The 23,666-nt window shown below is 33.2% G+C and carries 20 protein-coding genes and 3 pseudogenes; 14 read left to right on the forward strand and 9 right to left on the reverse strand.

The features are described from left to right. Positions 1 to 112 precede the first annotated feature (112 nt). Positions 113 to 1,111 (reverse strand): NADP-dependent oxidoreductase, encoded by a 999-nt coding sequence (locus tag ACSG5Z_RS15065; RefSeq protein ID WP_435711670.1) that lies wholly within the window; start codon positions 1,109 to 1,111, stop codon positions 113 to 115. Between the two features lie 173 nt (positions 1,112 to 1,284). Then, a pseudogene (locus tag ACSG5Z_RS15070) lies at positions 1,285 to 1,626 on the reverse strand (ArsR/SmtB family transcription factor); the annotation flags it as partial. A 473-nt stretch (positions 1,627 to 2,099) separates the two neighbouring features. Here ACSG5Z_RS15070 and ACSG5Z_RS15075 point away from each other — a divergent pair. From ACSG5Z_RS15075 to ACSG5Z_RS15105, 7 genes and pseudogenes are all read left to right on the forward strand, one after another. Continuing rightward, positions 2,100 to 3,719 (forward strand): FAD-dependent oxidoreductase, encoded by a 1,620-nt coding sequence (locus ACSG5Z_RS15075; protein WP_435711671.1) that lies wholly within the window; start codon positions 2,100 to 2,102, stop codon positions 3,717 to 3,719. A 244-nt stretch (positions 3,720 to 3,963) separates the two neighbouring features. Then, positions 3,964 to 4,766 (forward strand): annotated as a pseudogene (locus ACSG5Z_RS15080) (hypothetical protein). Beyond that, on the forward strand, positions 4,763 to 4,933 hold the full coding sequence (locus ACSG5Z_RS15085) for a WXG100 family type VII secretion target (protein WP_327971541.1): 171 nt from the start codon (positions 4,763 to 4,765) through the stop codon (positions 4,931 to 4,933). The pseudogene ACSG5Z_RS15080 and the gene ACSG5Z_RS15085 overlap by 4 nt, the downstream one beginning before the upstream one ends. 106 nt (positions 4,934 to 5,039) lie before the next feature. After that, positions 5,040 to 5,180 (forward strand): hypothetical protein, encoded by a 141-nt coding sequence (locus ACSG5Z_RS15090; RefSeq protein ID WP_165762881.1) that lies wholly within the window; start codon positions 5,040 to 5,042, stop codon positions 5,178 to 5,180. Positions 5,181 to 5,196: 16 nt separating this feature from the next. Next, on the forward strand, positions 5,197 to 5,850 hold the full coding sequence (locus ACSG5Z_RS15095) for a hypothetical protein (RefSeq protein ID WP_137015404.1): 654 nt from the start codon (positions 5,197 to 5,199) through the stop codon (positions 5,848 to 5,850). Then, entirely contained in the window at positions 5,837 to 6,613 is a 777-nt protein-coding gene (locus tag ACSG5Z_RS15100) for a hypothetical protein (RefSeq protein ID WP_435711672.1), read from the forward strand. Before ACSG5Z_RS15095 ends, ACSG5Z_RS15100 begins: the two co-directional genes overlap by 14 nt. Positions 6,614 to 7,140: 527 nt before the next feature. Further along, a complete protein-coding gene (locus ACSG5Z_RS15105; RefSeq protein WP_435711673.1) occupies positions 7,141 to 8,085 on the forward strand; it encodes a glycerophosphodiester phosphodiesterase in 945 nt (314 codons plus the stop codon). 48 nt (positions 8,086 to 8,133) lie between these two features. Here ACSG5Z_RS15105 and ACSG5Z_RS15110 read toward each other — a convergent pair whose 3' ends face one another. The 3 genes from ACSG5Z_RS15110 to ACSG5Z_RS15120 all read right to left on the reverse strand — a co-directional run bounded on the left by ACSG5Z_RS15110 (position 8,134) and on the right by ACSG5Z_RS15120 (position 10,259). After that, positions 8,134 to 8,811: a YdcF family protein gene (locus tag ACSG5Z_RS15110; protein WP_060487847.1), complete on the reverse strand. Its 678-nt coding sequence runs from the start codon at positions 8,809 to 8,811 to the stop codon at positions 8,134 to 8,136. 93 nt (positions 8,812 to 8,904) lie between these two features. Next, positions 8,905 to 9,414 carry a DUF3916 domain-containing protein gene (locus tag ACSG5Z_RS15115; RefSeq protein WP_137035535.1) on the reverse strand — a complete coding sequence of 170 codons (510 nt, stop codon included), beginning with the start codon at positions 9,412 to 9,414 and terminating at the stop codon, positions 8,905 to 8,907. Between the two features lie 2 nt (positions 9,415 to 9,416). Then, positions 9,417 to 10,259: a LysR family transcriptional regulator gene (locus ACSG5Z_RS15120; RefSeq protein WP_088122765.1), complete on the reverse strand. Its 843-nt coding sequence runs from the start codon at positions 10,257 to 10,259 to the stop codon at positions 9,417 to 9,419. Between the two features lie 85 nt (positions 10,260 to 10,344). Here ACSG5Z_RS15120 and ACSG5Z_RS15125 point away from each other — a divergent pair, with 85 nt between their 5' ends. Further along, a complete protein-coding gene (locus ACSG5Z_RS15125; protein WP_142310818.1) occupies positions 10,345 to 11,577 on the forward strand; it encodes an MFS transporter in 1,233 nt (410 codons plus the stop codon). Between the two features lie 109 nt (positions 11,578 to 11,686). On the opposite strand, the pseudogene ACSG5Z_RS15130 reads toward ACSG5Z_RS15125, so the two are convergent. After that, positions 11,687 to 11,922 (reverse strand): annotated as a pseudogene (locus ACSG5Z_RS15130) (hypothetical protein). Between the two features lie 262 nt (positions 11,923 to 12,184). Between ACSG5Z_RS15130 and ACSG5Z_RS15135 the strand changes: the two are divergent. Continuing rightward, the gene (locus tag ACSG5Z_RS15135; protein WP_327971460.1) at positions 12,185 to 13,318 is read left to right on the forward strand and encodes a serine hydrolase domain-containing protein; all 1,134 of its coding nucleotides are present in this window, start codon (positions 12,185 to 12,187) and stop codon (positions 13,316 to 13,318) included. A 35-nt stretch (positions 13,319 to 13,353) separates the two neighbouring features. On the opposite strand, the gene pepF is transcribed toward ACSG5Z_RS15135, so the two are convergent. Together pepF and ACSG5Z_RS15145 are read right to left on the reverse strand one after the other, a co-directional pair. Then, positions 13,354 to 15,141, reverse strand: coding sequence for an oligoendopeptidase F (gene pepF / locus ACSG5Z_RS15140; RefSeq protein ID WP_435711674.1), 1,788 nt, complete (start codon positions 15,139 to 15,141; stop codon positions 13,354 to 13,356). 117 nt (positions 15,142 to 15,258) lie between these two features. After that, positions 15,259 to 16,050, reverse strand: a complete 792-nt coding sequence (locus ACSG5Z_RS15145; protein ID WP_088609600.1) for an arylamine N-acetyltransferase family protein — start codon at positions 16,048 to 16,050, stop codon at positions 15,259 to 15,261. Positions 16,051 to 16,266: 216 nt separating this feature from the next. On the opposite strand from ACSG5Z_RS15145, the gene amyS reads away from it, so the two are divergent. Continuing rightward, positions 16,267 to 17,808, forward strand: a complete 1,542-nt coding sequence (gene amyS / locus ACSG5Z_RS15150; protein ID WP_435711675.1) for an alpha-amylase — start codon at positions 16,267 to 16,269, stop codon at positions 17,806 to 17,808. Positions 17,809 to 17,902: 94 nt separating this feature from the next. Here the strand turns inward: amyS and ACSG5Z_RS15155 are convergent, their stop codons facing one another. After that, complete coding sequence (locus ACSG5Z_RS15155; RefSeq protein WP_435711676.1) at positions 17,903 to 18,640, reverse strand: exosporium leader peptide-containing protein; 738 nt, start codon at positions 18,638 to 18,640, stop codon at positions 17,903 to 17,905. A 408-nt stretch (positions 18,641 to 19,048) separates the two neighbouring features. Between ACSG5Z_RS15155 and ACSG5Z_RS15160 the strand changes: the two genes are divergently transcribed. From ACSG5Z_RS15160 to ACSG5Z_RS15175, 4 genes are all read left to right on the forward strand, one after another. Next, positions 19,049 to 19,735, forward strand: coding sequence for a hypothetical protein (locus ACSG5Z_RS15160; protein WP_435711773.1), 687 nt, complete (start codon positions 19,049 to 19,051; stop codon positions 19,733 to 19,735). A gap of 457 nt (positions 19,736 to 20,192) precedes the next feature. Then, on the forward strand, positions 20,193 to 22,094 hold the full coding sequence (locus ACSG5Z_RS15165; protein ID WP_435711677.1) for an endonuclease MutS2: 1,902 nt from the start codon (positions 20,193 to 20,195) through the stop codon (positions 22,092 to 22,094). A gap of 6 nt (positions 22,095 to 22,100) precedes the next feature. Further along, entirely contained in the window at positions 22,101 to 22,625 is a 525-nt protein-coding gene (locus ACSG5Z_RS15170; RefSeq protein ID WP_097889782.1) for a GNAT family N-acetyltransferase, read from the forward strand. Between the two features lie 159 nt (positions 22,626 to 22,784). Beyond that, the gene (locus tag ACSG5Z_RS15175; protein ID WP_435711678.1) at positions 22,785 to 23,495 is read left to right on the forward strand and encodes a histidine phosphatase family protein; all 711 of its coding nucleotides are present in this window, start codon (positions 22,785 to 22,787) and stop codon (positions 23,493 to 23,495) included. The last annotated feature ends 171 nt before the right edge of the window (positions 23,496 to 23,666 follow it).

Genomic DNA, 23,666 nt, shown 5'->3' on the forward strand with positions numbered 1-23,666 from the left:
CTAAAAGTATAATATAATATTTCCCCTTGCAATCTATTGTAAGGACTTCACTGCACTATGTCTATTTAACAGTAAATATAAAAACTCCATTTTTTTAATGGAGTTTTTATGATTACTTAATTTTTACAATTATTTTTCCTTTTGCTCTTCCAGCCTCTGAATATTCTATTGCTTTTTGAGCATCTTCAAAAGGGAAAAATCGATCGATTACCGGTTTGATTTCACCAGCTTCAATATATTTTGCGATAGTACGTAATTGATCTCCGCTTGGCTTCATAAATAAAAATGAATATTGCGCATTATGCTTCTTTTCAAGTGCAGTAAGTTTTCTACTTGCTAATGAAAATAAGAGCGTTTTAAAAAATCCGGAACCAAATTCTTTACCGAAACGAGCATTTGGCATTCCTGAAACGGAAACAATGTTGCCGCCGCTTTTTATAATATCAAATGATTTTTCAAGTGTTGTACCGCCGATTGTATCAAATACTGCATCATAATCTTTTAGTATTTCTTCAAATTTTTCTGTTTTGTAATTAATAATCTCATCTGCGCCAAGAGACTTTACTAAATCGGAACCAGCTTCACTAGCAGTTGTTGTAACGGTAGCGCCCATTATTTTTGCTAACTGAATTGCGAAAGTACCAACACCACCAGACCCAGCGTGAATTAATATTTTTTGTCCTTTTTGTAAATGCATAATGTCATGTAGTGCTTGATAGGATGTTAAGCCAACGAGTGGAATCGACGCCGCTTCCTCGAAACTTAAATTTTTTGGTTTTAAAGCTATATCATCCTCATGAATGGCTATATATTCCGCGAAAGTACCGATCTTATTTTTTCTTGGACGTGCATATATTTCATCGCCGGCTTTAAAACGAGTCACTTTTGATCCAACCTTTACGATGACACCGGAAAAGTCATTCCCAAGAATTAAGGGCATTTCATATTTAAGTAACATCTTTACTTTTCCATCGCGGATTTTAAAGTCAATTGGGTTAATACTAGCTGCATGAATTTCTGCGAGTACTTCATGCTCATTTATTTCAGGAGTAGGTACTTCTGCCATACGCATTGGAACTTTCCCGTACTTATCAATTATCATTGCTTTCATTTCTTATACCTCCAAATTTCAATAAAGTGAAACTTTAATCAGTGGGGGTTTTCTTCATCCCCCACTGATTATTAGTTGAACCAATCGGACTTTTATGGGCAGTTGATCCCCCACCTAACTTCTTTGCTTTCGTTGAATTTTGAGGCGGGGGTCTTACTGCCCATTAAAGCGGGATAAAAGTTGTGCAATAGCTTTTCAATATTTAATACAAGATTTTTTAATAAGCCTAATTTTGTACATATATCAATATAATAAAAGTTTTTTGTACCTTCTTTTCGCATTAAAATAATACCGGCTTCTCGTAAAATTCTAAGGTGATGCGATACTGCTGGTCGAGAAAGGTGTGTTTGCTTCGTAATTTCTCCTACACGTAATCCGGTTTGACATTCCGTTTCCATGAGAACGAACAAAATAGCTTGACGTGTTTCATCGCCAATTGCTAATAATATTTTTTGAGAATCAATAAAATCTTTTTTTATAACATTTAATTGTTCTTGTTTATTCATTTCAATCACTTTACCTCCAAAAAATCAGTCGAAAGGTTTAAGATGATGAACCATTACATCGATACGGTAATGCTACATGATTGTTGTATGAGCTGCAATATTGGGAAAGAAAATCGAGACGAATGGAATTTTATGAGTTGAAAATGGTAGGGGATAGAAAAGGCTTTAATGATATGTTGTTTACAGATGAGAAAGGATAAGGATTTAAAAAAAATAAGCGGTCGTACCCTGAATAACTTATAGGGTTACGACCGCTTATCATGTTTTTATTATGTTAGTGTCTACTAAAGTGAAATGTTTCGTTGTACTCTTTCATACCTGCATAATTCAAGCAGATTATAGATGTATGAAAAAGTAAAAGTAATTTGGGGCGTAATCTATCTATATGATAATTTAAAATTAAATATAAGTCTATATCTTTGTTGTTTTTTTGATTATATTTATGTCACTGAGCTCAGAACAATGATGTGGAGGGTAAATATATGAAATCGAATTACGTACCAGTTTTAATTATTGGAGGAGGATTATCAGGGTTAGCATCTGCGCTATTCCTTGCAAAACATAACGTTGATTATTCGCTGGTTGAAAGGCACCCGTCTACTGCAATTCATCCAAAAGCAGGTGGAATCACTTTTCGTACGATGGAGTTATTTCGAGAATTGGGTTTAGAACAAAGAATTAGATCGGCGGGTAAAGCATTAGAAAATTGCCGAGGAAGAATAGCAGTTCATACAATAGCTGAGGCGAATAAGGAAGAATTGGCACAAATGCGGGCGACTCAGTATGGAAATGATGAAAAGTTACTTCAAAAAATAGAAGAGATTAGTCCATCAAAACAAACGGCTTGTTATCAAATTATTTTAGAAGAGATGATGTTACAAGAAGCGAGGTCATTAGATGGAGAATTATCTTTTTATCATGAATTGGTTTCTTATGAACAAAATGAGCACGGAGTAATCGCAACGATTCGGAATCGTGAAACGGAAGAAGAAAGTATTATTCATTGTGACTATGTAATTGCAGCAGATGGAGCGAAAAGTAAAATACGTGAGCAGCTAGGGATAAGTACTGAGGGACGAGGTACAATCGGTGGCTATTATATGAATATTTATTTTGAAGTGGATTTAAGTGAGTTTATACAAGGAGATGCATTTGGTTTTACTATGGTACTTCATCCGGAAGTTCTTGGTGCGCTTATTCCAGTTGATAACGAAAGAAGATGGATTTATCATGTATCCTACGATCCATTAAAAGGAGAGCGACCAGAGGATTTCACTATAGAACGTTGTAAACAAATTATTCAAACAGCAATTGGAAGCACAAATGTTGAGCCAGAAATAGTAAGTGTTTTACCGTGGGAAGCGACAGAAAGTACTGCTACAAAATTTCAAGATAATCGCATTTTTTTAGTTGGTGATTCAGCACATATTATGCCGCCAACTGGAGGATTCGGTTCAAATACAGGAATACAAGATGCGCATAACTTAGCTTGGAAATTAGCAGCTGTTATAAAAGGGAAAGCAAATCCAAAATTGTTAGAAACATATCATAAAGAGAGATATCCTGTTGCAAAATTAACGACAGAGTGTGCGAGTAGTTTATTGTTCCGTGCTGCAAGTAGAGAGGAAGGCAGTTTGAATAATATGGATGGATTAGCTGTAACTGTTGGGTATCACTATTGTTCAGAGGCGATAGTAGATGACTCAGCTACTCCACATAGAATGGATATCGTAGAGTTGAACGGAAGACCTGGAACGCGAGCACCACACTTTTGTGGAACGTATGATGGAAAAGAAATTTCTATACTTGATTTATTAGGAAATGATTTTGTGTTACTTATTGGAGCAGAAAATCACGCTTGGGCCGAGTGTGCACAAGATGTTTCATCTAAATTAGGAATAAATATTAAAGTGTATCGAGTAGGGGGAAACGGAGACTTTATTGCTCAAGAAAATGTTTTTCGTGAATTATATGGAATAGAGAATGAAGGAGTTGTACTAATTAGACCAGATGGATTTATTGGATGGCGTTCGGAAAAAGCGGTGGTAAATCCAGCTGTAATGTTAGAGGAGGTAATGAGTAATTTATTATGTGATTTTTAAGTAACTACGGAAGTATTGTCTAATATAGGACAATACTTCTATTTTTTTGGCTTGCAAAATAAAATTGTTTAGTGAAGAGATATTATTATTATAAAAATATATGTAAATTAGTTCCTTTTCTCTTTGTTGTTATTAGAATTTTTTTAGTTTTTAGTTATAAGTGTTAGCAATTACTAGATTAAATCATTTTTTTATTGTATTATATTTCCTAGAGATTATATATCGCGCTAGAGAGTGGGACTATTTGACTATTGAACCTCTTATTTTATCAAATAAAGAAGTATATGTATTAACTGGTATATTTGACCATGAAACAATGATTGGAATTGAGAACCCCTTTGAAAATTGGTCAGATGAGGAAATAGACAAAGAATTAGATGTAATGTAAGAGAATTGGACAAACGAAGAGCTACTCATAATAAAAGAAGATGAAACATTATGTGACAAACAACTTTTAGAATATTTTCGTATTTGTTTAACTACAGGATTTGTTATTGAAGTACAGATAAGTAAAGACAGTACTTTAGAAAAAACATTTTCTATTTTAGTGAGAAAAAGGTTATACAAAATGTAATAACAGATGATAACGGTGAAAAACAATGTACATTTAAAGAATGCGGGACACCAGAGGTAGCTTGGCAATTTATATATCAAGCATTACAGCCTAAAAATACTTTCTCTCGTCCAAATTATACATTTAAAATCCCTTCTTCTGCATATAAGGAAACTATTTTAAATCAATCAAACAAGCAATTAGTAGATTACTTGAAACTTTACTTAGATGATGAAGCTTCCTTAGAGTTAGCAAACATTATACATAATCGTGAAGAATTAAATACTGTTCAAGTTCATTATTATATAAAGGACTCATGGTCTACAGACTGTATTCAGTTTTTATATAGTCAAAACCAATATTGGCTAATCCAAAAAGTTTTAGATAATGAGCAAACACAAACGAATTTTATTTGCCTTGATACCTTTACAATTACTGAAGAGATAAAGAAAATGATACTTTATCTTAAATCATTAGGGGGTAAAACAAGGTGAGCGGTGAAATTAAGGTTACTCCTGACCATTTAAGGAAACTAGCTTCTAATATAGAACAAACAGCTCATGAGCTATATGAAACACATCAACGTATCAATCAGAAGTTATTTGATCTTCCTTTCCAAGTATCTGGAAGAGCGTACTTTCCAAGAAAATGTATTATCTAAAATACAATAAGAAATAATGTAAAAAACTGTTTAAACAAGCAGTTTTTTTTACATTATTTCTTATTAGTGATGCAGCAAATGGAACCTTTATTAGAGTGGAATAAGCTTGGATGTTTTTATAGAAATTAATATAGAAACTGATGGAATCAAATTTAACAAAGGTGATTGGAATCATGATGGTAAACAGGATTCGATAAAAGATAGAGTTAAATCTGGAATCGGAGCAGCTTTAGATAAAATTTTTTAGTTTTTGGGAGATTAATATGGAAAAATACCACGGAAAAAGTACAGAACAAATTATTCAGAAATTGATGCCTGACAGTGTAAGATCGAGTGTCGTTATGGTGTGGGTAGTTATTAATTTTATGATTTTAACCCCATTTTTATTTCCTCCAACCTTTACTATATACTTATATATAATTTTACCTTTTCTTTTGACTGCTAATATATGGGGGGTATGGGTGTTTTTTTGTAAACCAAATGAGCCAAGGTTGGTACACATTTTATATAATGGATTTATGGGAATAACTTTTTCTTTTGGAAGCTTTATAGTGATTCAAAAGATTGCATATACCTTTATTAAAATTGAAACACCTTTGTTTTTTATTGTTACTTTTCTGCTTTACATTCTTACAATCTATAAATTGATTTCTATTGGAATGAAAAGTTTTTTAAGGCGATTAAACAATGAAGAAAATGACGATATAAAAATTTCTCCAATTGTTTATTTATCAGGATTGGGATATATTATTGGACAAATATGTATAGGTACATTATCACAAAACGGTTTAGCGACGGTCTTAATTTTAGTCTTTTCTTTATTTGCTGTTGTGCTTAGTATATCTGGAGTATATATATGGGTATATGTTGATTTGAAGAGGAAGGAAATGGATGGGATGCATAATGGACAAATATAATGCCAACAACATAGTGGATTATATACGAATATTAATACCATTTGATATAAGGAATATTGTAGGCTTTGTATGGTTCTTTATGAATTTTATGCTACTTATCATTTTATTCATATTTCCACCGTACAATATATACTCTTACGTAGCTTTTCCATTTTATATGATATGTAATCTATGGGGAATTTGGGTTTCTATTCATAAGCCTCGGCAGCCTCAATTGCAACATTTACTATATTCTGGATTTGTTGCGTTAAGTATTTCATTTTGTAGCTTCATAGCTGTGCAAAAGTTAGCTTATGAATTCGTAAAAATAGAGTCACCTTTATTTTTTATTCTATCGCTTATTGCATATAGTTTAATTGTTTATAAATCTGAATTATTCTGGATTAAATATTTTACAGCCCGCTTAAGGGGTACAACTGATCAAAATGTGAAAATCCCTAAAATTTTATTTTGTTCAAGTTTAGGTTATATGATTGGTCAAGTTATTATTGGTGTTTTGAGTCAAAAGGCTATGGCTATTGTATTAATCATTCTCGCTTCATTTTTTTCCATTGTGTTCATAGCTCTAAGTACACATTTGTATTTTTACTTTGATTTCAAAAAACAATGTATTGCTTCAGGACATTTAAAAAAATTACATTCTCAAAAGAAGCCTAGGCTGTCAAGGAAGGAAAGGAGACAATCCGTGGCTGCTTCGGGACATGTAAATATACCATATTCTCAAAAGAAATCTAAACTTACAAGAAAAGATATACGAAATTAAGAATTTGTAATTAAATAAAACCTAGGTTTACGTAAATATCACGTCAAATGATAATAGAATTTTATCTTGTATGAATGGAAATTAAAGAAGTTAGATAGGAATCAGGCTGTACAGAAAAATTCGATAGGTTCAAATACTAATTAGTATGAGATATATAACTTATACTGGTTAAAGCTTCGTCGTACTGAAAAAATAATATTCACAAATATTAATAGGTTTGGTATGATTAATTTCGACAAGTTAATTGAGGCCGGAGATATTTGAGATAAGCCATAAATTATTTAGGGATACAGAAGTGTCCTCTAAATAATTTATGGCTTTTTTATTGATGAACTGTAAAATCAATAGGAAGTTCCATGTGAATAGGAGGGATATAGAAAATACATAGTATAGTAATAACATAGGGGAATTATATTTGTAAGATTGGAATTTTCATATAAGCTTATAAAAATGATGAATGTATATCTTCTATTTCGTGTAAATCTCATTAACTTGTTGAAATTTGCAACGTAGGAAGGGTTAGAAGGATGAGAAAAATTATTAGCGCGTTCGTTATTTTCTTTATGATGGGAAGTATCTTTGCTGGGGGAGCTGTTCATGCGAAATCAGAAGGGAAGCATGAATGGAATACGAATAAATTTTTAAATATTGCACATCGTGGAGCAAGTGGACATGCACCTGAGCATACTTTTGCTTCTTATGATCTTGTGAAAAAAATGAAAGCGGATTATTTGGAGTTAGATATTCAGTTAACTAAGGACGGCCAGTTAATTGCAATGCATGATACAGCAGTTGACCGTACTACAAATGGTACAGGGGAAGTACGAGATAAAACGTTAAGTGAAATAAAGAGCTTAGATGCAGGATCTTGGTTCAATAAAGCTTATCCAGAAAAGGCTAAGCAAGAGTATGTTGGTCAAAAAGTTCCGACTCTTGAAGAAATCTTCCAAAAGTACGGAAGAAGCATGAAGTATTACATTGAAACAAAATCACCAGATGTGTATCCAGGAATGGAAAAGAAATTATTAGCTTTATTAAATAAATATAATTTAGTAGGTCAAAATATGTCTTCTAGCCGTGTTATGATTCAATCATTTAGTAAAGATAGTTTAACAAAGATTCATAGTATGAATAAAAATATTCCGTTAGTTCAACTGCTTTGGTATTATCCAAATGAAAATAATGAGATTGTTGAATGGTCTAGTATTACACATGAACCGAAAAGTGTAACGAATGATGATTTTCAAGAAATTAAAAAGTATGCAGTTGGTATTGGACCGAACTTACGTAATGGTGACGGAGAACTAATTATTGATGAGTCATATATGAAAATGGCTAGGAAAAATGGACTGCTAATTCATCCTTATACAATTAATGAAAAACCAGATATGAGATTGTTAATGAAATGGGGTGCTACAGGAATGTTTACAAATTATCCTGATCGATTACATAGTGTGTTAAAAGAAAAATAAGTAAGATAGCATAAAAGGTATACCGATGTTTTGGTATACCTTTTTCTATTATGCTAGATTATAGTAGTAGGATACATATTCTTCTAAACCTTCAACCTCTTTTTCAGGTGGCTCAATGCCGCCTTTTCTGCCGTAGCAAATATTTCTCAAGTATTCTCCAAAAATCATAGAGCGACTTTTTTCATTTTCCATCCAATTATATCTATTAATGATAAACTCACCATCGAAACTTGTATCAAATGTATATGGAATACAAGTAACAGTGTTAGGGAGATGTTTTTTCAACACTCTATATTGCCGACCGGCTCCTAAACTTTTGCAAACAAATAGTAGCCGATTAATTTTTGTGAAATCAAAAATCTTTTTCGCTTCCATTACATTAGCGATAGAATGGAGGGAATTTGTCTCGAATAGGATAGAGTCTCTGGGTATGCCATGTTCAATTAATTTATGTACAATTACTTCTGCTTCTGATAAATCCCCGTAATTCCAGCTCGGATGTTTCATGCCATGCAAACTAGTACCGCCTGTAACGATAATTTTGTTTCCTAAACCTTGTCGATAAGCTTCTAGAGGAGTTTGCCAATTGCCAGGATGAGAACCGCCGAAAACGAAAATTGCATCACATTTTTGTGGTGGTATTTCTTTTAGAAAAGTGATTTCTGTAATTTGATCGATTTGTTTTTTCGTAAGAGTAGGGACATCAGGATATTTAGGGATTACCATTTGAAAACCTCCTACATAGTAAAATAATAAATTCATTATATAGCGATTTTGTTAGGTGAAAAAAGGGAAGCTTTTCATTTGAAAGTTCCCCTTTTAAGATAATTCTCCAACAAACCAAATCTCTTTTTCATCGATTGTATCCTCATCATAAATGACTTCTTGAAAGTGCAATGTTTGGACAGTAGGACAAATTGAAATTCCCCATGTCTTCCAAAAATCAGATTCATTTGAAAGAGGAATCCATTTTTGAAATTCGCTATTTCTATTAAAGAAATTATGAAAGTACCCCTCATTTTTAAATATAATAATTTGCGAATCCCACAAACTTTCTATAGAAATCAAAACAACAACTCGATATGTATGTGTATCGCTCGGTTTTATTTTTATTAAATGGATTGCTTGATTTAATAAGGTTTGTATACACGATCGTTTTACTTTTCTAGGTGTTTTATACGAATCGATAAAAGCTTGGGAAACTGGTAAAGGCATATAACAATATTCATCGTTATAGAAAGCAGAAGGGAACGTTTTTGTATGTTCTTCAATTCGCTTTATCATCGTGTTTGTTTTACGCTTCATCCCACGTATTTTCTTTTCACGCATTGTTAAATCATCTCCATAAATTTTTGTAATGCAGCTGAGTGATATATATCTTTTCTAGTAATAAAAGTAGTAGGAACCTTTTTGAATCTATTTGGTAAAGGGTTGAATGATAAGTTATGTGCATGACCATTTAAAATAGATTTCATCATAATTGCTACGCCCATATTTGATTTTACACAGGCGAGTATTGCTTCAATTGTTCCGAACTCTAATATTCGTTTAGGCGAGATGCCTTCTTCTTGAAGCCAGTCTTCTAATAAACTTCTATAATAGCAACCTTGACTAAAAGCGAGTAAATTCATATCTTCTATGTCTGTAAGAGAGGGTAAAGGTTTTTTACTAATGAGAACTAATTCTTCTTCACGAAATACACTTGTATGAAGTTCAGCGTGCTGAGTAGAGCCAGCTATAAACGCTCCATCTAGTTTTCTTTCTAACACTAGCCTAATTAGTTGTTCGGTCGTATTTGTTTCTAAAATCAATTCGACTTTTGGGTGTTTCTCATAGTAGGCCGTTAATATAGAGGGAAGCCTTACCGCAGTTGTAGATTCTGTACATCCGATTTTCAACGTGCCCTTTGGCTCAGTTCCATTACTTTGAACCGCTTTTATAGATTGATCCATTAAGTGGATAATTTGTTTAGCGTATGTTAATAAAATCTCACCGTTAGAAGTTAAAGTTACACCTTTTCCGTTACGGTAAAATAAAGGCACACCTAATTCATTTTCTAGTTGTTTCATACGCATTGTTACGCCTGATTGTACATAGTTCAAATTTTTAGCTGCGTGAGAAATATTATTTTCCTTCGCAACTTCGTAAAATACAGTTAAATCTTTTATGTCCACGTTTCATTCCTCCGAAAAGGTATCAATTTTTTTGATGGATTATATGATGGATACTTATTTTATATGATATCAGAACTTTCATACAATGGAAGGGGGTGGAGGGATGATTGTGTTAATCGAAGAAAGAATGAAAAGTACTTATAAGTGGATGATGTTAATTGTTGCGACGATTGCTCAAACAACAGCGACGCTTATAACGTATGGTGTTGGAGTTTTGGCGTTATTTTGGAAAGAAGAATATGCGCTTACGAATATGGAGAGTGGATTGTTAGTAAGTTTTGTAAATGTTGGACCATTATTTTGTATGCTTTTTGTTGGGCGGCTACTTGATCAATATGATGAAAAGTTGTTAATTTCTATAAGTTCATTTTTGCTAGGAGGTTCGCTTTTACTAACTAATATAGTAAATGGATTTAATGGACTGTTATTTGTACTTTTATTAGTAGGAATGTTTTATAGTGTTTCCCAGCCAGGAGGAAGTAAAGTGATTTTAAAATGGTTTCCAAAAGAAAATCGTGGATTAGCGATGGGAATAAGGCAAGCTGGTATACCGATTGGTGGCGCGTTAGCGGGAGTTTTAATCCCGTTTCTTACAATACAATATAATGTGACTTATGCGATAAATAGTATGGCATGCATTTGTATAATTGGAGGTTTATTATTTTTTATGTTTTATAAAGAGCCATATGTCCAAGAGGATGTAAGGAAAGAATATATTAAAAATTCTTTATGGATGCAGCTAAAAGTAGTGATATGTAAAAAAGAGTTGTATCCAATTTATATAACAGGTATTTGCATGATTTCATTACAAATGGTGTTAGTTGGACACTTTATGAAATTTTTAGTAAGGGAACAATCCATTACATCTATTGTAGCCGGAACAGTATTTTCAGTTATGTTCTTTTCTGGAATGATTGGCCGTGTTGCATTAGCAGCTATTAGTGATGTGTTTTATAAGGGGAATCGGCGCATACCTTTATTTATAACTGTCTGTGCTTCTATCGGTTTGATTCTATTGTTAGTAATGAGCATACATACAGTAACGAGTGGAGTATTGTATGGTGTCAGCGCATTGTTAGGCTTCTTTTCAATTGGTTGGTTTAGTCTTTTTATCGTCGAAGTTGCTGAATTGGCAAGTGAAGAATCTGTTGGAATAACAGTTAGTTTGGCGCTGACATTCAATCAAATTGCTATTATTGTTGCACCTGTTTTATTTGGTTATATTGTCGATGAGAAAGGGTATACGTGTGCGTGGTTGTGTATAGTGGTATTACTAAGTATTTCGGCAGTGAGTTTATATAGTAAAAGCAAAAAATAAAAGAAAGTTAGTAATGTAAATTTTATATGAAGAAATTCTAAAGAAATGCCGAATGTGCGACATTTCTATTTTATATGTTGTATAATCAAAAAATAAATGAGATTCGTTTTCAATGACGTTCATTGCCTCTTTTGAAATTACCTGTTACTTTAGCCATAATGAGTTGTTTTTCTGTATCGTTATGTTATGTGCATGATTTATTTTGTTTAAAAATTTTTCAGCATCATTTCCTTTTAATATTTTAATTTATTTTCCGTAATATTCAATTAAAACTATGTTATTTTTTGTTACTCTGTAATAGAACATCATATCATTTAAACGATTGTGTTTATCGGTATTTTTCATCGTAACAACTCCATTTCTTATTATGTGTAACAAATGTTACATAAGCTGTTGAAATTATAGTAGGGTGTATCCGATTGTAAGGTGGAAATTTTGCAAGAAAGAAATACAATAAAGAGTAGCCAAAAACTGAATATGAGAAAAAGGAATCTAGTTTAAATAGGTGAATAATAGATAGATAATATTATGAAATATTTGAAAATTAAAAGATATAGAATAGAATGGATGCATGTTAAGTGAAACTAGATAAAAGAGGGTTCCTATTATGCTAAAGAAATGGTTAATTGTTTTCTTTATTTTTGCTATTTTTTGTGGGAGTGTCGTTACACTAATACATGCAAATAAAGGTAAGAAATATGATATAAAGGCATTTTCTAATGTAAATAGTAAGAAAAAGGGCGATATGCAAGAAGTTGATGCGAATGAGAAAAAGCGCTATGAAGTTGCAGCTGGAAAACTAGATCAATATTTAAAAGATAAAGGATTTAATGGGAGTGTTCTTGTAGCTAGTAAAGATCATGTAATTTTACGCAAAGGTTATGGGTATGCGAATGTGAAAGATAAAGTAGTAACAACGCCAAGAACGAAATATCGCATTGGTTCTATTACGAAAACAGTCGTTGCAATATCTATTATGCAGCTAAAAGAAAAAGGGAAATTAAATATTGAAGACAATGTAAATAAGTATATTCCATCATTTCCGGCAGATAAAAACATTACGTTACGAAATTTGTTGACCCATACGTCTGGGTTGCCAGATCAGGGACAAGGTAGGGTTGATGCGGCGTCACGATTAAAGTTAGTAACGTGGATTGGTGCACAAAAATTGCAATTTCCTGCAGGGACTGGTTGGAAATATACAGATTATAATTATATGGTGCTTGCGTATATTGTAGAAAAGATATCGAATAAACCGCTCGCTGAATATGTGAAAGAAAATATTTTTACGCCAGTTGAAATGCATGAATCTGGAATGGGTGCAACTCTCCCTGAAGATATTTTTTTAGCAGAAGGTTATACGAAAAAAGATAACGAGTTAATAGCTGCGCCTCGGTTAAAAATGAATTGGCTGTATGGGTGTGGTGAAATGTATACGACTATTGAAGATATGAAAAGATTAGATGAGGCTATTATGGATGGAAAGTTGATTTCTAAACAAAGTGTATCAGATATGTTTACTGCATCATCTGTAAGAAAATATGGGTTTAGTTTCTATACTAATCCAGATTATTATCATAATCATGGTGTATTAGCTGGTTGGAATACATTTAATAATTTTAACCGGGATAAACGAACGTTTGTAATATTATTCTCTAACGTACAAAATGGTATGAATGATTCGTTTAATCAGGAGTTTAGGAAAATAGCGAATGATTTAATAGAAGGAAAGGAAGCATGAAAGAGAAAGAGCCTCTAGCGAGAGGCTCTTCATTTTTATAGAGCTGAAAACTCTTCAACAAGTGAGTTGAAACGATTTAGTGCGCTTTCAATCGGTTCTGGCGTAGTTAAATCAACACCAGCTTTTTTCAGTAGATTTAATGAATAGTCCGAACTTCCACCTTTAAGGAATTCAATATAATGTTTTTGAGCATTTAGATCGCCGCTCAATAACTTATCGGCAATTTGGATTGCAGAAGCGAATCCAGTTGCATATTTGTATACGTAAAATGGACGATAGAAATGTGGTATTCTAGCCCATCCGTATTTTACTTCTTCGTCAAATACTAGGGAGTCGCCATTATACTCTCTAAACAAGTTTTCATAAACTTCGCTAAAGACTTGGGCATTTAATGGTTTACCTTGCTGCGCCATTTCATGTGTGATTTTTTCAAACTCAGCGAACATAATTTGTGTAAAGAAAGTGCCTTTAAATTTATCGATGAAATGATTTACTAAATGGTTACGTACATTAGCATCTTTTGCTTCTTTTAATAAATGATGAATTAATAGCACTTCATTTACTGTAGAAGCGACTTCTGCGACAAAAATAGTATAGTGTGCAGAAATTCTTGGTTGGTATCCGTGTGAGTAATGTGTATGCATGCCGTGTCCACATTCATGAGTAAGAGTGAAAAGGCTATTTAAATCATCGTGATGATTTAAAAGAATGAAAGGATGAACACCGTATACACCAAAGTTATAAGCGCCGGAACGTTTTCCTGGCGTTTCTCTCACGTCAATATAACGTTTATCTTTAAAGCTTTTTAATGTTTCAATATATTCTTCACCTAATGGAGCTAGTGATTCGATCATCATGTCAAACGCTTTGTCATATGGAATGTCTTGTTTTACACCCGCTACTAAATCAACGCTCAAGTCGTACTGGCGTAGTTCATCTACATTTAATTTTTCTTGTCGAAGTTCATTATAAGTATGTAGTGATTGAATGTTTTTTTTCGTCGTATCAATTAAATTTTCATATACTTCTTTCGGAACCATGTCGCCAAATAATGATTTTTCTAAAGCAGATGGATAGTTTCTTAGCTTTGAAACAGTAACATTATTTTTAATAGCAGCAGATAAAGTAGAAGCGATAGAATTTTTTAATTGAACGTATGGTTTGTAATAAGCTTTATAGGCTTCTTTACGTTTCTCGCGATTTTCATCTTCTATTAACTTTGCATACATTCCGCGCGTTAAAGTAACTTTTTCTCCCTCATCAGTAGTCACTTCACCAAATAGTATATCTGCATTATTTAACATGCCGTATGTATGCTGCGGGGAGGAAAGTGCTTCACCCATTTGTGATAAAATCTCTTCTTGGTCTTTATTCAATACGTGTTTTTTATAACGGTATAATTCAAATAAGTCTTCTTTATAATATTGTAAACCTTCTGCTTCTTCTATGTAAGAATGTAATGTGTTTTCATCTACGCTAAGTAAGAATGGGGAAAAGAAAGATTTAGCCGCACTTACTTTCACGTGTAATTGTGATACTTTATCGACAAGAGATTGAGCGTCAGTATCGCGCGTATCAAGATCAGATTGTAATCGTGCATAAGCGAACATTAAAGATATTATGCTAGAAATTTCTTCGCTCTTTGTTAAATAGGCTAATAAACTATTGCCATCGTGAATATGTCCATTAAACTCATGTAATTCTTTCGTTAATACTTCAATTTTATGAAAATCGCTTTCCCAATCTTCAATTGTATGATAAATATCCGTTAAATCCCATTTTTCTTTATCATCTACTTGTAGTCGATCTTTAAGTTCTGTCATAATCATTTCCTTTCTAAATATGTAGTTATATTCCTATATAACTATGAAATACAACAAATTGCAAAAAATCCCTGCTGAAAATTGAAAAGCCTTGCTAAAATGGCAAGGCTTGAAAAATTATAATGTAATTCCGAATTTTGAATGTAAAAGATTTTTATATTGTACATCTGTAACGTTTTCTTTCGTTTTTTTACCGTTTTTCGCTATTGTCAGACTATCCTTTGTTAAAGATGCATGCCCATCTTCAGTTAATTTTACAATAAGAGGTACTTTGTTAAATGGTGAGCCCTCATGTTCAACGATAATTTCTTGTGCTGCATTTGCTTTTTCTTCATCCACTTCTTCTATATAAAATGCATAGCCTAACGTCCAATCATCAGCAGAAGATTGATCCAAAAACTCATTGTTTTTACGCATCTCTAACATGTAATTTCCCTTTTCAGTCATTTCTTTACGAATACGATAATCTCCTGTAATGGAGTGAATGACTTCACCTGAGAAAGGAATAGGTGTAAGAGGTAAGTATGATCCGAATCCTACTTCAATTAAATAAAGTTCATTATGATGTGCTAAAACAGTTGCGATGTGTCCAGAATCAACAGCCCATATAGAATTTGCAGCATTGTACACTGTTCCTGAAACGAGATGAACATCAAATCCAGCGTCTTTAAGGAAGTAGTACATAGTAGGATTGAGTTCATAACAAAGACCGCCACGGTTGTTTACTAAAATTTTTTCTTTTAGATTTTCTTTTGATATTTCTGTAAAGTTGTTTTCGAGTATATTTAAGTTTTCAAAAGGGACAGTTTGTGCCATCGCGTACATAATGTTAGGTAAATCTTCAAATGAAACTTTTTGTTTTTCTTCTATATGTAATCGTGCGAAAAATTGTTTTTGAAAGTCGGTCATAGAAATCCCTCCGTCATGCTTTTATAGATAAATTGTAAACAATCTTGAATAAGATGTGAAATGAAAACTACTTTGAAGTATTTGTTAAATATGTGAAGTTAGACTAAAAAATAATGTGGGAGAGTGAGAGATTGCTACTTTACTAATTGTAGAACGAATATTATAATAATTTCGATAAACTATGCAAACGTTTTCTTGAAAGGGGATGATGTAAATATGTTGAAAAGAATAACAGTAGTCAGCTTGTCGGTTGTTTTGTATTTACCTAGTATATATGGGGGGAGTAAAGTATATGCAGATACGGTTAACAATGGAACGTTAATGCAGTATTTTGAGTGGTATGCTCCGAACGATGGAAATCATTGGAATCGTTTGCATTCGGATGCTGGAAATTTAGCTCAGAAAGGAATTACATCTGTTTGGATACCGCCTGCATATAAAGGAACTACGCAAAATGACGTAGGATATGGAGCGTATGATTTATATGATTTAGGAGAATTCAATCAAAAAGGAACGGTGCGGACGAAATATGGGACAAAAGCACAGTTGAAATCTGCAATTGAAGCTTTACATAAGCAAAACATCGATGTATATGGCGATGTAGTTATGAATCATAAAGGTGGAGCAGATTATACTGAAACTGTAACAGTTGTCGAGGTAGACCGTAACAATCGAAATATTGAAGTATCAGGTGATTATGAAATTAATGCATGGACAGGGTTTAACTTTCCAGGGCGTGGAGATGCTTATTCTAATTTCAAATGGAAATGGTATCATTTTGACGGAACGGATTGGGATGAAGGAAGGAAATTAAATCGAATTTATAAATTTAGGGGGATAGGTAAAGCATGGGACTGGGAAGTGTCTAGCGAGAATGGAAATTATGATTATTTGATGTATGCAGATCTTGATTTTGATCATCCAGATGTTGCGAATGAGATGAAAAATTGGGGAAAGTGGTATGCGAATGAATTAAATTTAGATGGCTTTCGTTTAGATGCTGTTAAACATATTGATCATGAATATTTACGCGATTGGGTAAATCATGTCAGACAGCAAACGGGGAAAGAAATGTTTACAGTAGCTGAATATTGGCAAAATGATATTCGAACTTTAAATAATTATTTAGCGAAGGTCAATTATAATCAATCTGTATTTGATGCACCACTGCATTACAATTTTCATTATGCTTCAAAAGGAAATGGGAATTATGATATGAGAAATATTTTAAATGGAACAGTAATGCAAAATCACCCTGCACTTGCAGTTACTCTCGTTGAGAATCATGATTCTCAGCCTGGACAGTCATTAGAATCTGTAGTAAGTCCGTGGTTTAAACCGTTGGCATATGCATTTATTTTAACTCGTGCAGAGGGCTATCCTTCAGTTTTCTATGGTGATTACTATGGGACAAACGGAAATAGTAGTTATGAAATTCCAGCATTAAAAGATAAAATTGATCCGATTTTGACGGCACGAAAAAACTTTGCATATGGTACGCAGCGTGATTATTTAGACCATCCAGATGTGATTGGATGGACAAGAGAAGGTGATAGTGTACATGCTAATTCTGGTTTAGCGACATTAATCTCTGATGGACCGGGAGGATCAAAGTGGATGGATGTTGGAAAGAATAATGCAGGGGAAGTATGGCACGATATGACGGGTAATCAAACAAATACTGTAACAATTAATAAGGATGGATGGGGGCAGTTCCATGTAAGTGGAGGATCAGTTTCCATATATGTTCAGCAGTGAATTGTTAATAGAAAAGAAGAGGTAGACTGAAATATAAGTTTTCCTCTTCTTTTTATATTGTTATCATTCCTAAATCTTTATTTTAATAAATGAACTAGTCGACTTTTGAGACAACAAGAGATGCGTTGGAATAAATAATGTCACCTGTGGCTTCTCTTATTCGTACTCGAATAACATCTCCTTGGTTTAAAGATAATAAATCAGTTCTGGCGGATGTAGCTCTTACTCCAGAACCACCACCAACTCGTGTTTCAATTGCGAATTGAATCGAATCGTTTATTGTAAGATTTAATATGCTAGATGAAATAGATTGTATCGCAAATACGATTGAAAAGGATACAGAGTATACACCAGTGGTATTAATTGTAATGGAGTTGTCTACTGAATTTAGAGTAGTTCCACTAACAGGTCCTGGAATGGTAAAGTTAACATTTGTATTAACTACTGCTGAAAAACCGATACCTATTTCAGAAGTTATTGTTCCAAATACAGGGAGTATCTCTAAACCGGTTGCTCCAGTAGGACCAGTTATTCCAATTCCGGTAGGCCCTGTAACCCCAGTGGGACCAGTTATTCCAATTCCGGTAGGCCCTGTAATCCCAGTAGGACCAGTTATTCCAATTCCGGTAGGCCCTGTAATCCCAGTAGGACCAGTTATTCCAATTCCAGTGGGTCCTGTAACCCCAGTAGGACCAGTTATTCCAATTCCGGTAGGTCCTGTAACCCTAGTAGGCCCGGTCGGAAATGTAAATGGTGGAATTGGTGGTAGTGTGGGACCAATTAAATTTGGTTCAAGGGCAGGCCCATGTAAAATGATGTATTGTTCGCTCATCTAGTAACCTCCTATGATTGCTTGTCATAATTATTAAATGTATTAGGGAAAGTAAATGACATTCGCAATAGCGGAGGCGCTTATTTAATTTTTTTTGCAGCGAAATTAAAGTTATTATTTTAAAGTTCGATACAATAAAAAATAGTATTGTGATTGCTATAGAACTAAATATTAGTATGTTTTTAACGTGATTTTCATAGATATTATATTTGCTTTACGATAAAACACCTATAGTGTAAAATTACACTATAGGTGTAAAGTAATAACTAATGGGTATTTTTACACTTTTGGTTATGAGAAGAAGTTCTTTATATAAATCGTAATTTAAAATCGATAAGGACATTTCTATATAGGTAGTAGTAGCAAAAGGAGAGGCAATATGAAAGAACAATAATGAAATATAGCATAATGTTTAGTTTATTCCTATTAACATCATGTGATATATCGGATAAAGAAATTGAACAAAAAGCACAAAGTTATACAAAATTGGAGCATGGTATTTCTGTGAAACTAGATCGAATTGAAATACCCGAACAAGGTAAGGATTTTTTAGGCCCAAACAAACGGACAGCTTATGTACAGCAAGTAGATGAACCATATTTACAATTTCAAATAGGGTTCGATGGACGAACCTCTCCAAAGGTAAATAATGATAACTATAAAATAAAAAAAGAAGCGAATGATTTACGAGAAAGATTCAATACATATTATGAAGAAAAAGGGACTAATACTATACTTACTTTCGAGAAAATGCAAACAGGGGACGCTGTTTTCGGTAAGAATGAAGAGAAAAAAGTAGCGAAGCAACATCCGAAGCATTATGTTACGGCAGTTTTCAAAAGTAATATCTTTTTAGATGTAAACAACCGTGCGCATATGGAGACATTAGCGGAGGTTGCGAGAAGTATTCAGGAATTTAATAAAACGATTGAAGATAGTAAGAGTAGTGTGGATGATATAACAATTCAGTTGCCAAATGATAATAAGGATGTATTACTACATATTGCGATAGATTATATAGTAACGGCTGAAGATGCGAAAAAGACCCTTGAGAAAAAGGTTGATTATATGAAAGCTTTACAATCTGCAAGGTAATAGTCTGACACCTTTACTTCTCACAAAACATATAGTATGATGATTTCAGTAAATTAGATTTCAATGACTATAATATAAATTAATGAGAGGTGCTTTTTTGTGAGTGCGGTAGGTACTAAATAGGAAAAATTTAATGAAATAAATCGGATAAGACCAGGGGATTTTTATGTATATCATACCCCTAATTTTGTCATGGATTTATTTCGATACCTATGAAGATACCTACAATACTTTATAAAGCGTGTAATAAGGGGAGTGCCATCCGTTTTTTATGGCTTATTGCCTCATATGTTATTACACATGCCTTGTAAATGTAAAAGCTGCGGTATCCCCGCAGCTTTTTTGTATATTTTTTTAATGTATAAAAATGGTAAATGAATCATGTAGAACTCATTGGAATCTAATGAGTAGGTATCTTCATTTATGATAAAAATCAATCATAGTGAGGAGAAACAAAATGAATACGATGACTTTTGAAAAGTTACAATATAATGAATTGAAGGATATAGTGAAATCTTATTGTGTAAGTGGGTTAGGTAAAGAATTATTAAATAAATTAGAGCCGAGTACGAGTATAAAAGTAGTGAGGAATCGTTTGAATGAAACGACAGAAGCACGAGCTATAGTAGATGCAGAGGGGCATGTTCCTTTCTTTGGCATTTCAAATATTGCTAGTACAATTCAAAAATTAGAAAAAGGGATGATTTTAGATCCTGAAGAGTTAGTAAGTGTTTCTGACTTTTTACGCGGCTGTAGAAAGATTAAAAAATTTATGTTAGATAAAGAATTTTTTGCGCCAGTATTAGCTTCTTATGCGAATTCAATGACTGAATATAAAAGTATTGAAGAGGAAATCAACTTTTCCATTAAAGGTAATAGTATTGATGCAGCTGCGAGTAAGGAATTAAAACGAATTCGCAATAACATTGATTCGGTAGACGGAAAAATAAAAGAGCGCTTAACGAAGTTTTTAAATAGTAGTGCAAATAAGAAGTATATTCAAGAGTTCTTTATTAGTAAGAAGGATGATAGGTATACGATTCCAATTAAATCTTCTTATAAAAATCAAGTTGCGGGAAGTATAGTTGAAGCGTCCGCTAAAGGTTCTACTGTATTTGTAGAACCGTATACGGTTACAAAGTTAAACGTGGAACTCGCAAATTTGAAAGCAGAAGAAGCGATGGAAGAGTATCAAATTTTAGCGACTTTATCAGGCATGGTAGTAGAAAATATTTATCATATAAAAATTAACATGGAATTGATTAGTCAATATGATATGGTATTTGCGAAAGCGAAGTTTAGTAAATCGATCGATGGAATAGAGCCGAAGTTAAATGATCATGGCTACATTCATTTAGTGAATTGTAAGCATCCGCTTTTAAGTGGAAAAGTAGTACCGTTACACTTTGAAATCGGTCAAAGTTACCGTAGTTTAATTATTACAGGACCGAATGCGGGCGGGAAGACAATTGTATTAAAAACAATTGGACTACTAACATTAGCGACAATGTCAGGCCTGCACATCGCTGGAGATAAAGAAACAGAAATTGCTATTTTCGAAAATGTATTTGTAGATATTGGTGATAATCAAAGTATTGAAAATGCACTAAGTACATTTTCATCTCATATGAAAAATCTATCTGAAATTATGAGGATGTCAAATAATAATACGCTACTATTATTTGATGAGATAGGAAGCGGGACTGAACCGAATGAAGGGGCAGCACTTGCAATTTCTATTTTAGAGGAGTTTTATCTTGCGGGATGTATTACAGTTGCGAGTACTCATTATGGTGAAATTAAACGATTCTCAGAAATGCATGATGATTTTATGAATGCAGCGATGCAATTTAATAGTGAGACACTAGAACCACTTTATAAATTAGTAATCGGAAAATCAGGTGAAAGTAATGCACTTTGGATTGCAAATAAAATGAACGTAAGAGAACATGTACTGAAAAGAGCGAAAGAGTACATGGAAAATAAAGAATATCGTTTTGAAAAACTGAATGAAAGCAAAATTAGAAAACCGAAATTTGTGCAAGAAAAAAGAGAAAATCATTACGAGTACAAAATCGGCGATCGTGTAAATGTATTAGATTATGATGATTTTGGTATCATCTATAAGGAAATAGATAATTTCTATAACGTCGTTGTATATTATAACGGTGAATTCGTTGAAGTGAATGTAAAACGTATTACGTTAGAGGTAGCAGCAAAAGAATTATACCCAGAGGGATACGATTTAAATACACTATTTGTCGATTATAAAGAAAGAAAAATGCAACATGATATTGAGCGTGGATCGAAAAAAGCGCTTCGTAAAATCCAAAAAGAAATAAGAAAGAATAGAGAATAAGTTAAAATGGTAACGATTAGACAAGAACAACAAAGTGATTATAAAAAAACAGAAGAAGTTGTACAACAAGCATTTTTAAAAGAAGAATTCAGTGATAAAACAGAACATGAACTTGTGAGTCGTATTAGAAAATGTGACGCGTTTATTCCTGAATTATCAATCGTTGCGGTAAATGAAGAAATTGTTGGGCACATTCTGTTATCAAAAATAAAGATAGAACAAGGTGCAACTTCTGTAGAATCATTAGCACTTGCACCGGTTTCAGTTGCTAGGGGCTATCAGAAAAAAGGAATTGGTGGAAAACTTATTGGAGCTGCGTTAGAAAAAGCGAAAGAACTTGGATACGGGTCAGTTGTAGTATTAGGACACCCAGAATACTATCCGAAATTTGGCTTTAAGAAAGCAAGTGAGTGGAATATAAAAGCACCATTTGAAGTGCCAGATGAAGTATTTATGGTGATGGAGTTAAGTGAGAACGCTCTGCAAGGTGTAGAAGGAATTGTACAGTATTCGAGTGCTTTTGCTGAGTAGGAATATCAGTTAAGAAATGTAATCATAAAAGGTGCTATCTTTTGTAGAGATATACAGAAAGATAGCTTTTTTTATTTAGCAAATTCACTTACGTATATTTTGCTCAATGAATAATTAAGGTGGTAAAATTGATATAGAAATGTAAAGGGAGAGAATAGAATGAAGATTCGAGAAACAGATAGCAATGAGAATGTAGTTACGTTATATGTTACGAGACACGGTAAAACAATATTAAATACGAATCATCGCGCGCAAGGTTGGGCAGACTCCCCGTTAGTAGAAAAAGGTGTGGAAGTTGCCTCTAATTTAGGAACAGGATTAAAAGATGTTTCTTTTGCGAATGCGTATAGTAGTGATAGCGGCCGAGCGATTGAAACTGCTAATTTAGTATTAAAATATAGTGAGCAATCAAAGTTAAAACTTGAGAAAAGAAAAAAATTACGAGAATTAAATTTTGGTATTTTTGAAGGTGAAAAACTTGAAAATATGTGGGATGTAGTTGGAAAAGCTGCGGGCGTTGCATCGCCAGAAGAACTTATGAAGTTTTCTATTCAAGAAGTGATTAATTTGATTAGAGCAGCAGACCCTACGAAACAGGCGGAAGATTGGGAATTATTTTCTACTCGTATAAAAGCAGAGATTGATAAGATTAGTGAAGAAGCTGCTGCAAATGGTGGCGGTAACGTTTTAGTTGTCGTTCATGGGCTTTTGATTACTGCATTAATTGAAATGCTAGACAGTAGCAAAACAAAACTTGGAGTGGAAAATGCTAGTGTGACGAAGATTGTATATCAAGACGGAACATACACAGTCGAGTCTGTTGGAGATATGAGTTATGTTGCAAAAGGGAAAGCAAGTGTGGAAATATAAAAATAAGAAAAGGAAGGTAGAGAAATCTAGCTTCCTTTTTATTTTTCAGTATATCATTCATTAATTTTTAAACGGAATATTCTGTTAAAAACAAACTATGAAAATTATTGTAATGGTATAATTAGAGAGTAGGAACAACAAATTAGTTTGCAGTGTATTGGAGGGACATTA

The organism is Bacillus pretiosus, assembly GCF_051294775.1.
Lineage (GTDB): Bacteria > Bacillota > Bacilli > Bacillales > Bacillaceae_G > Bacillus_A > Bacillus_A wiedmannii.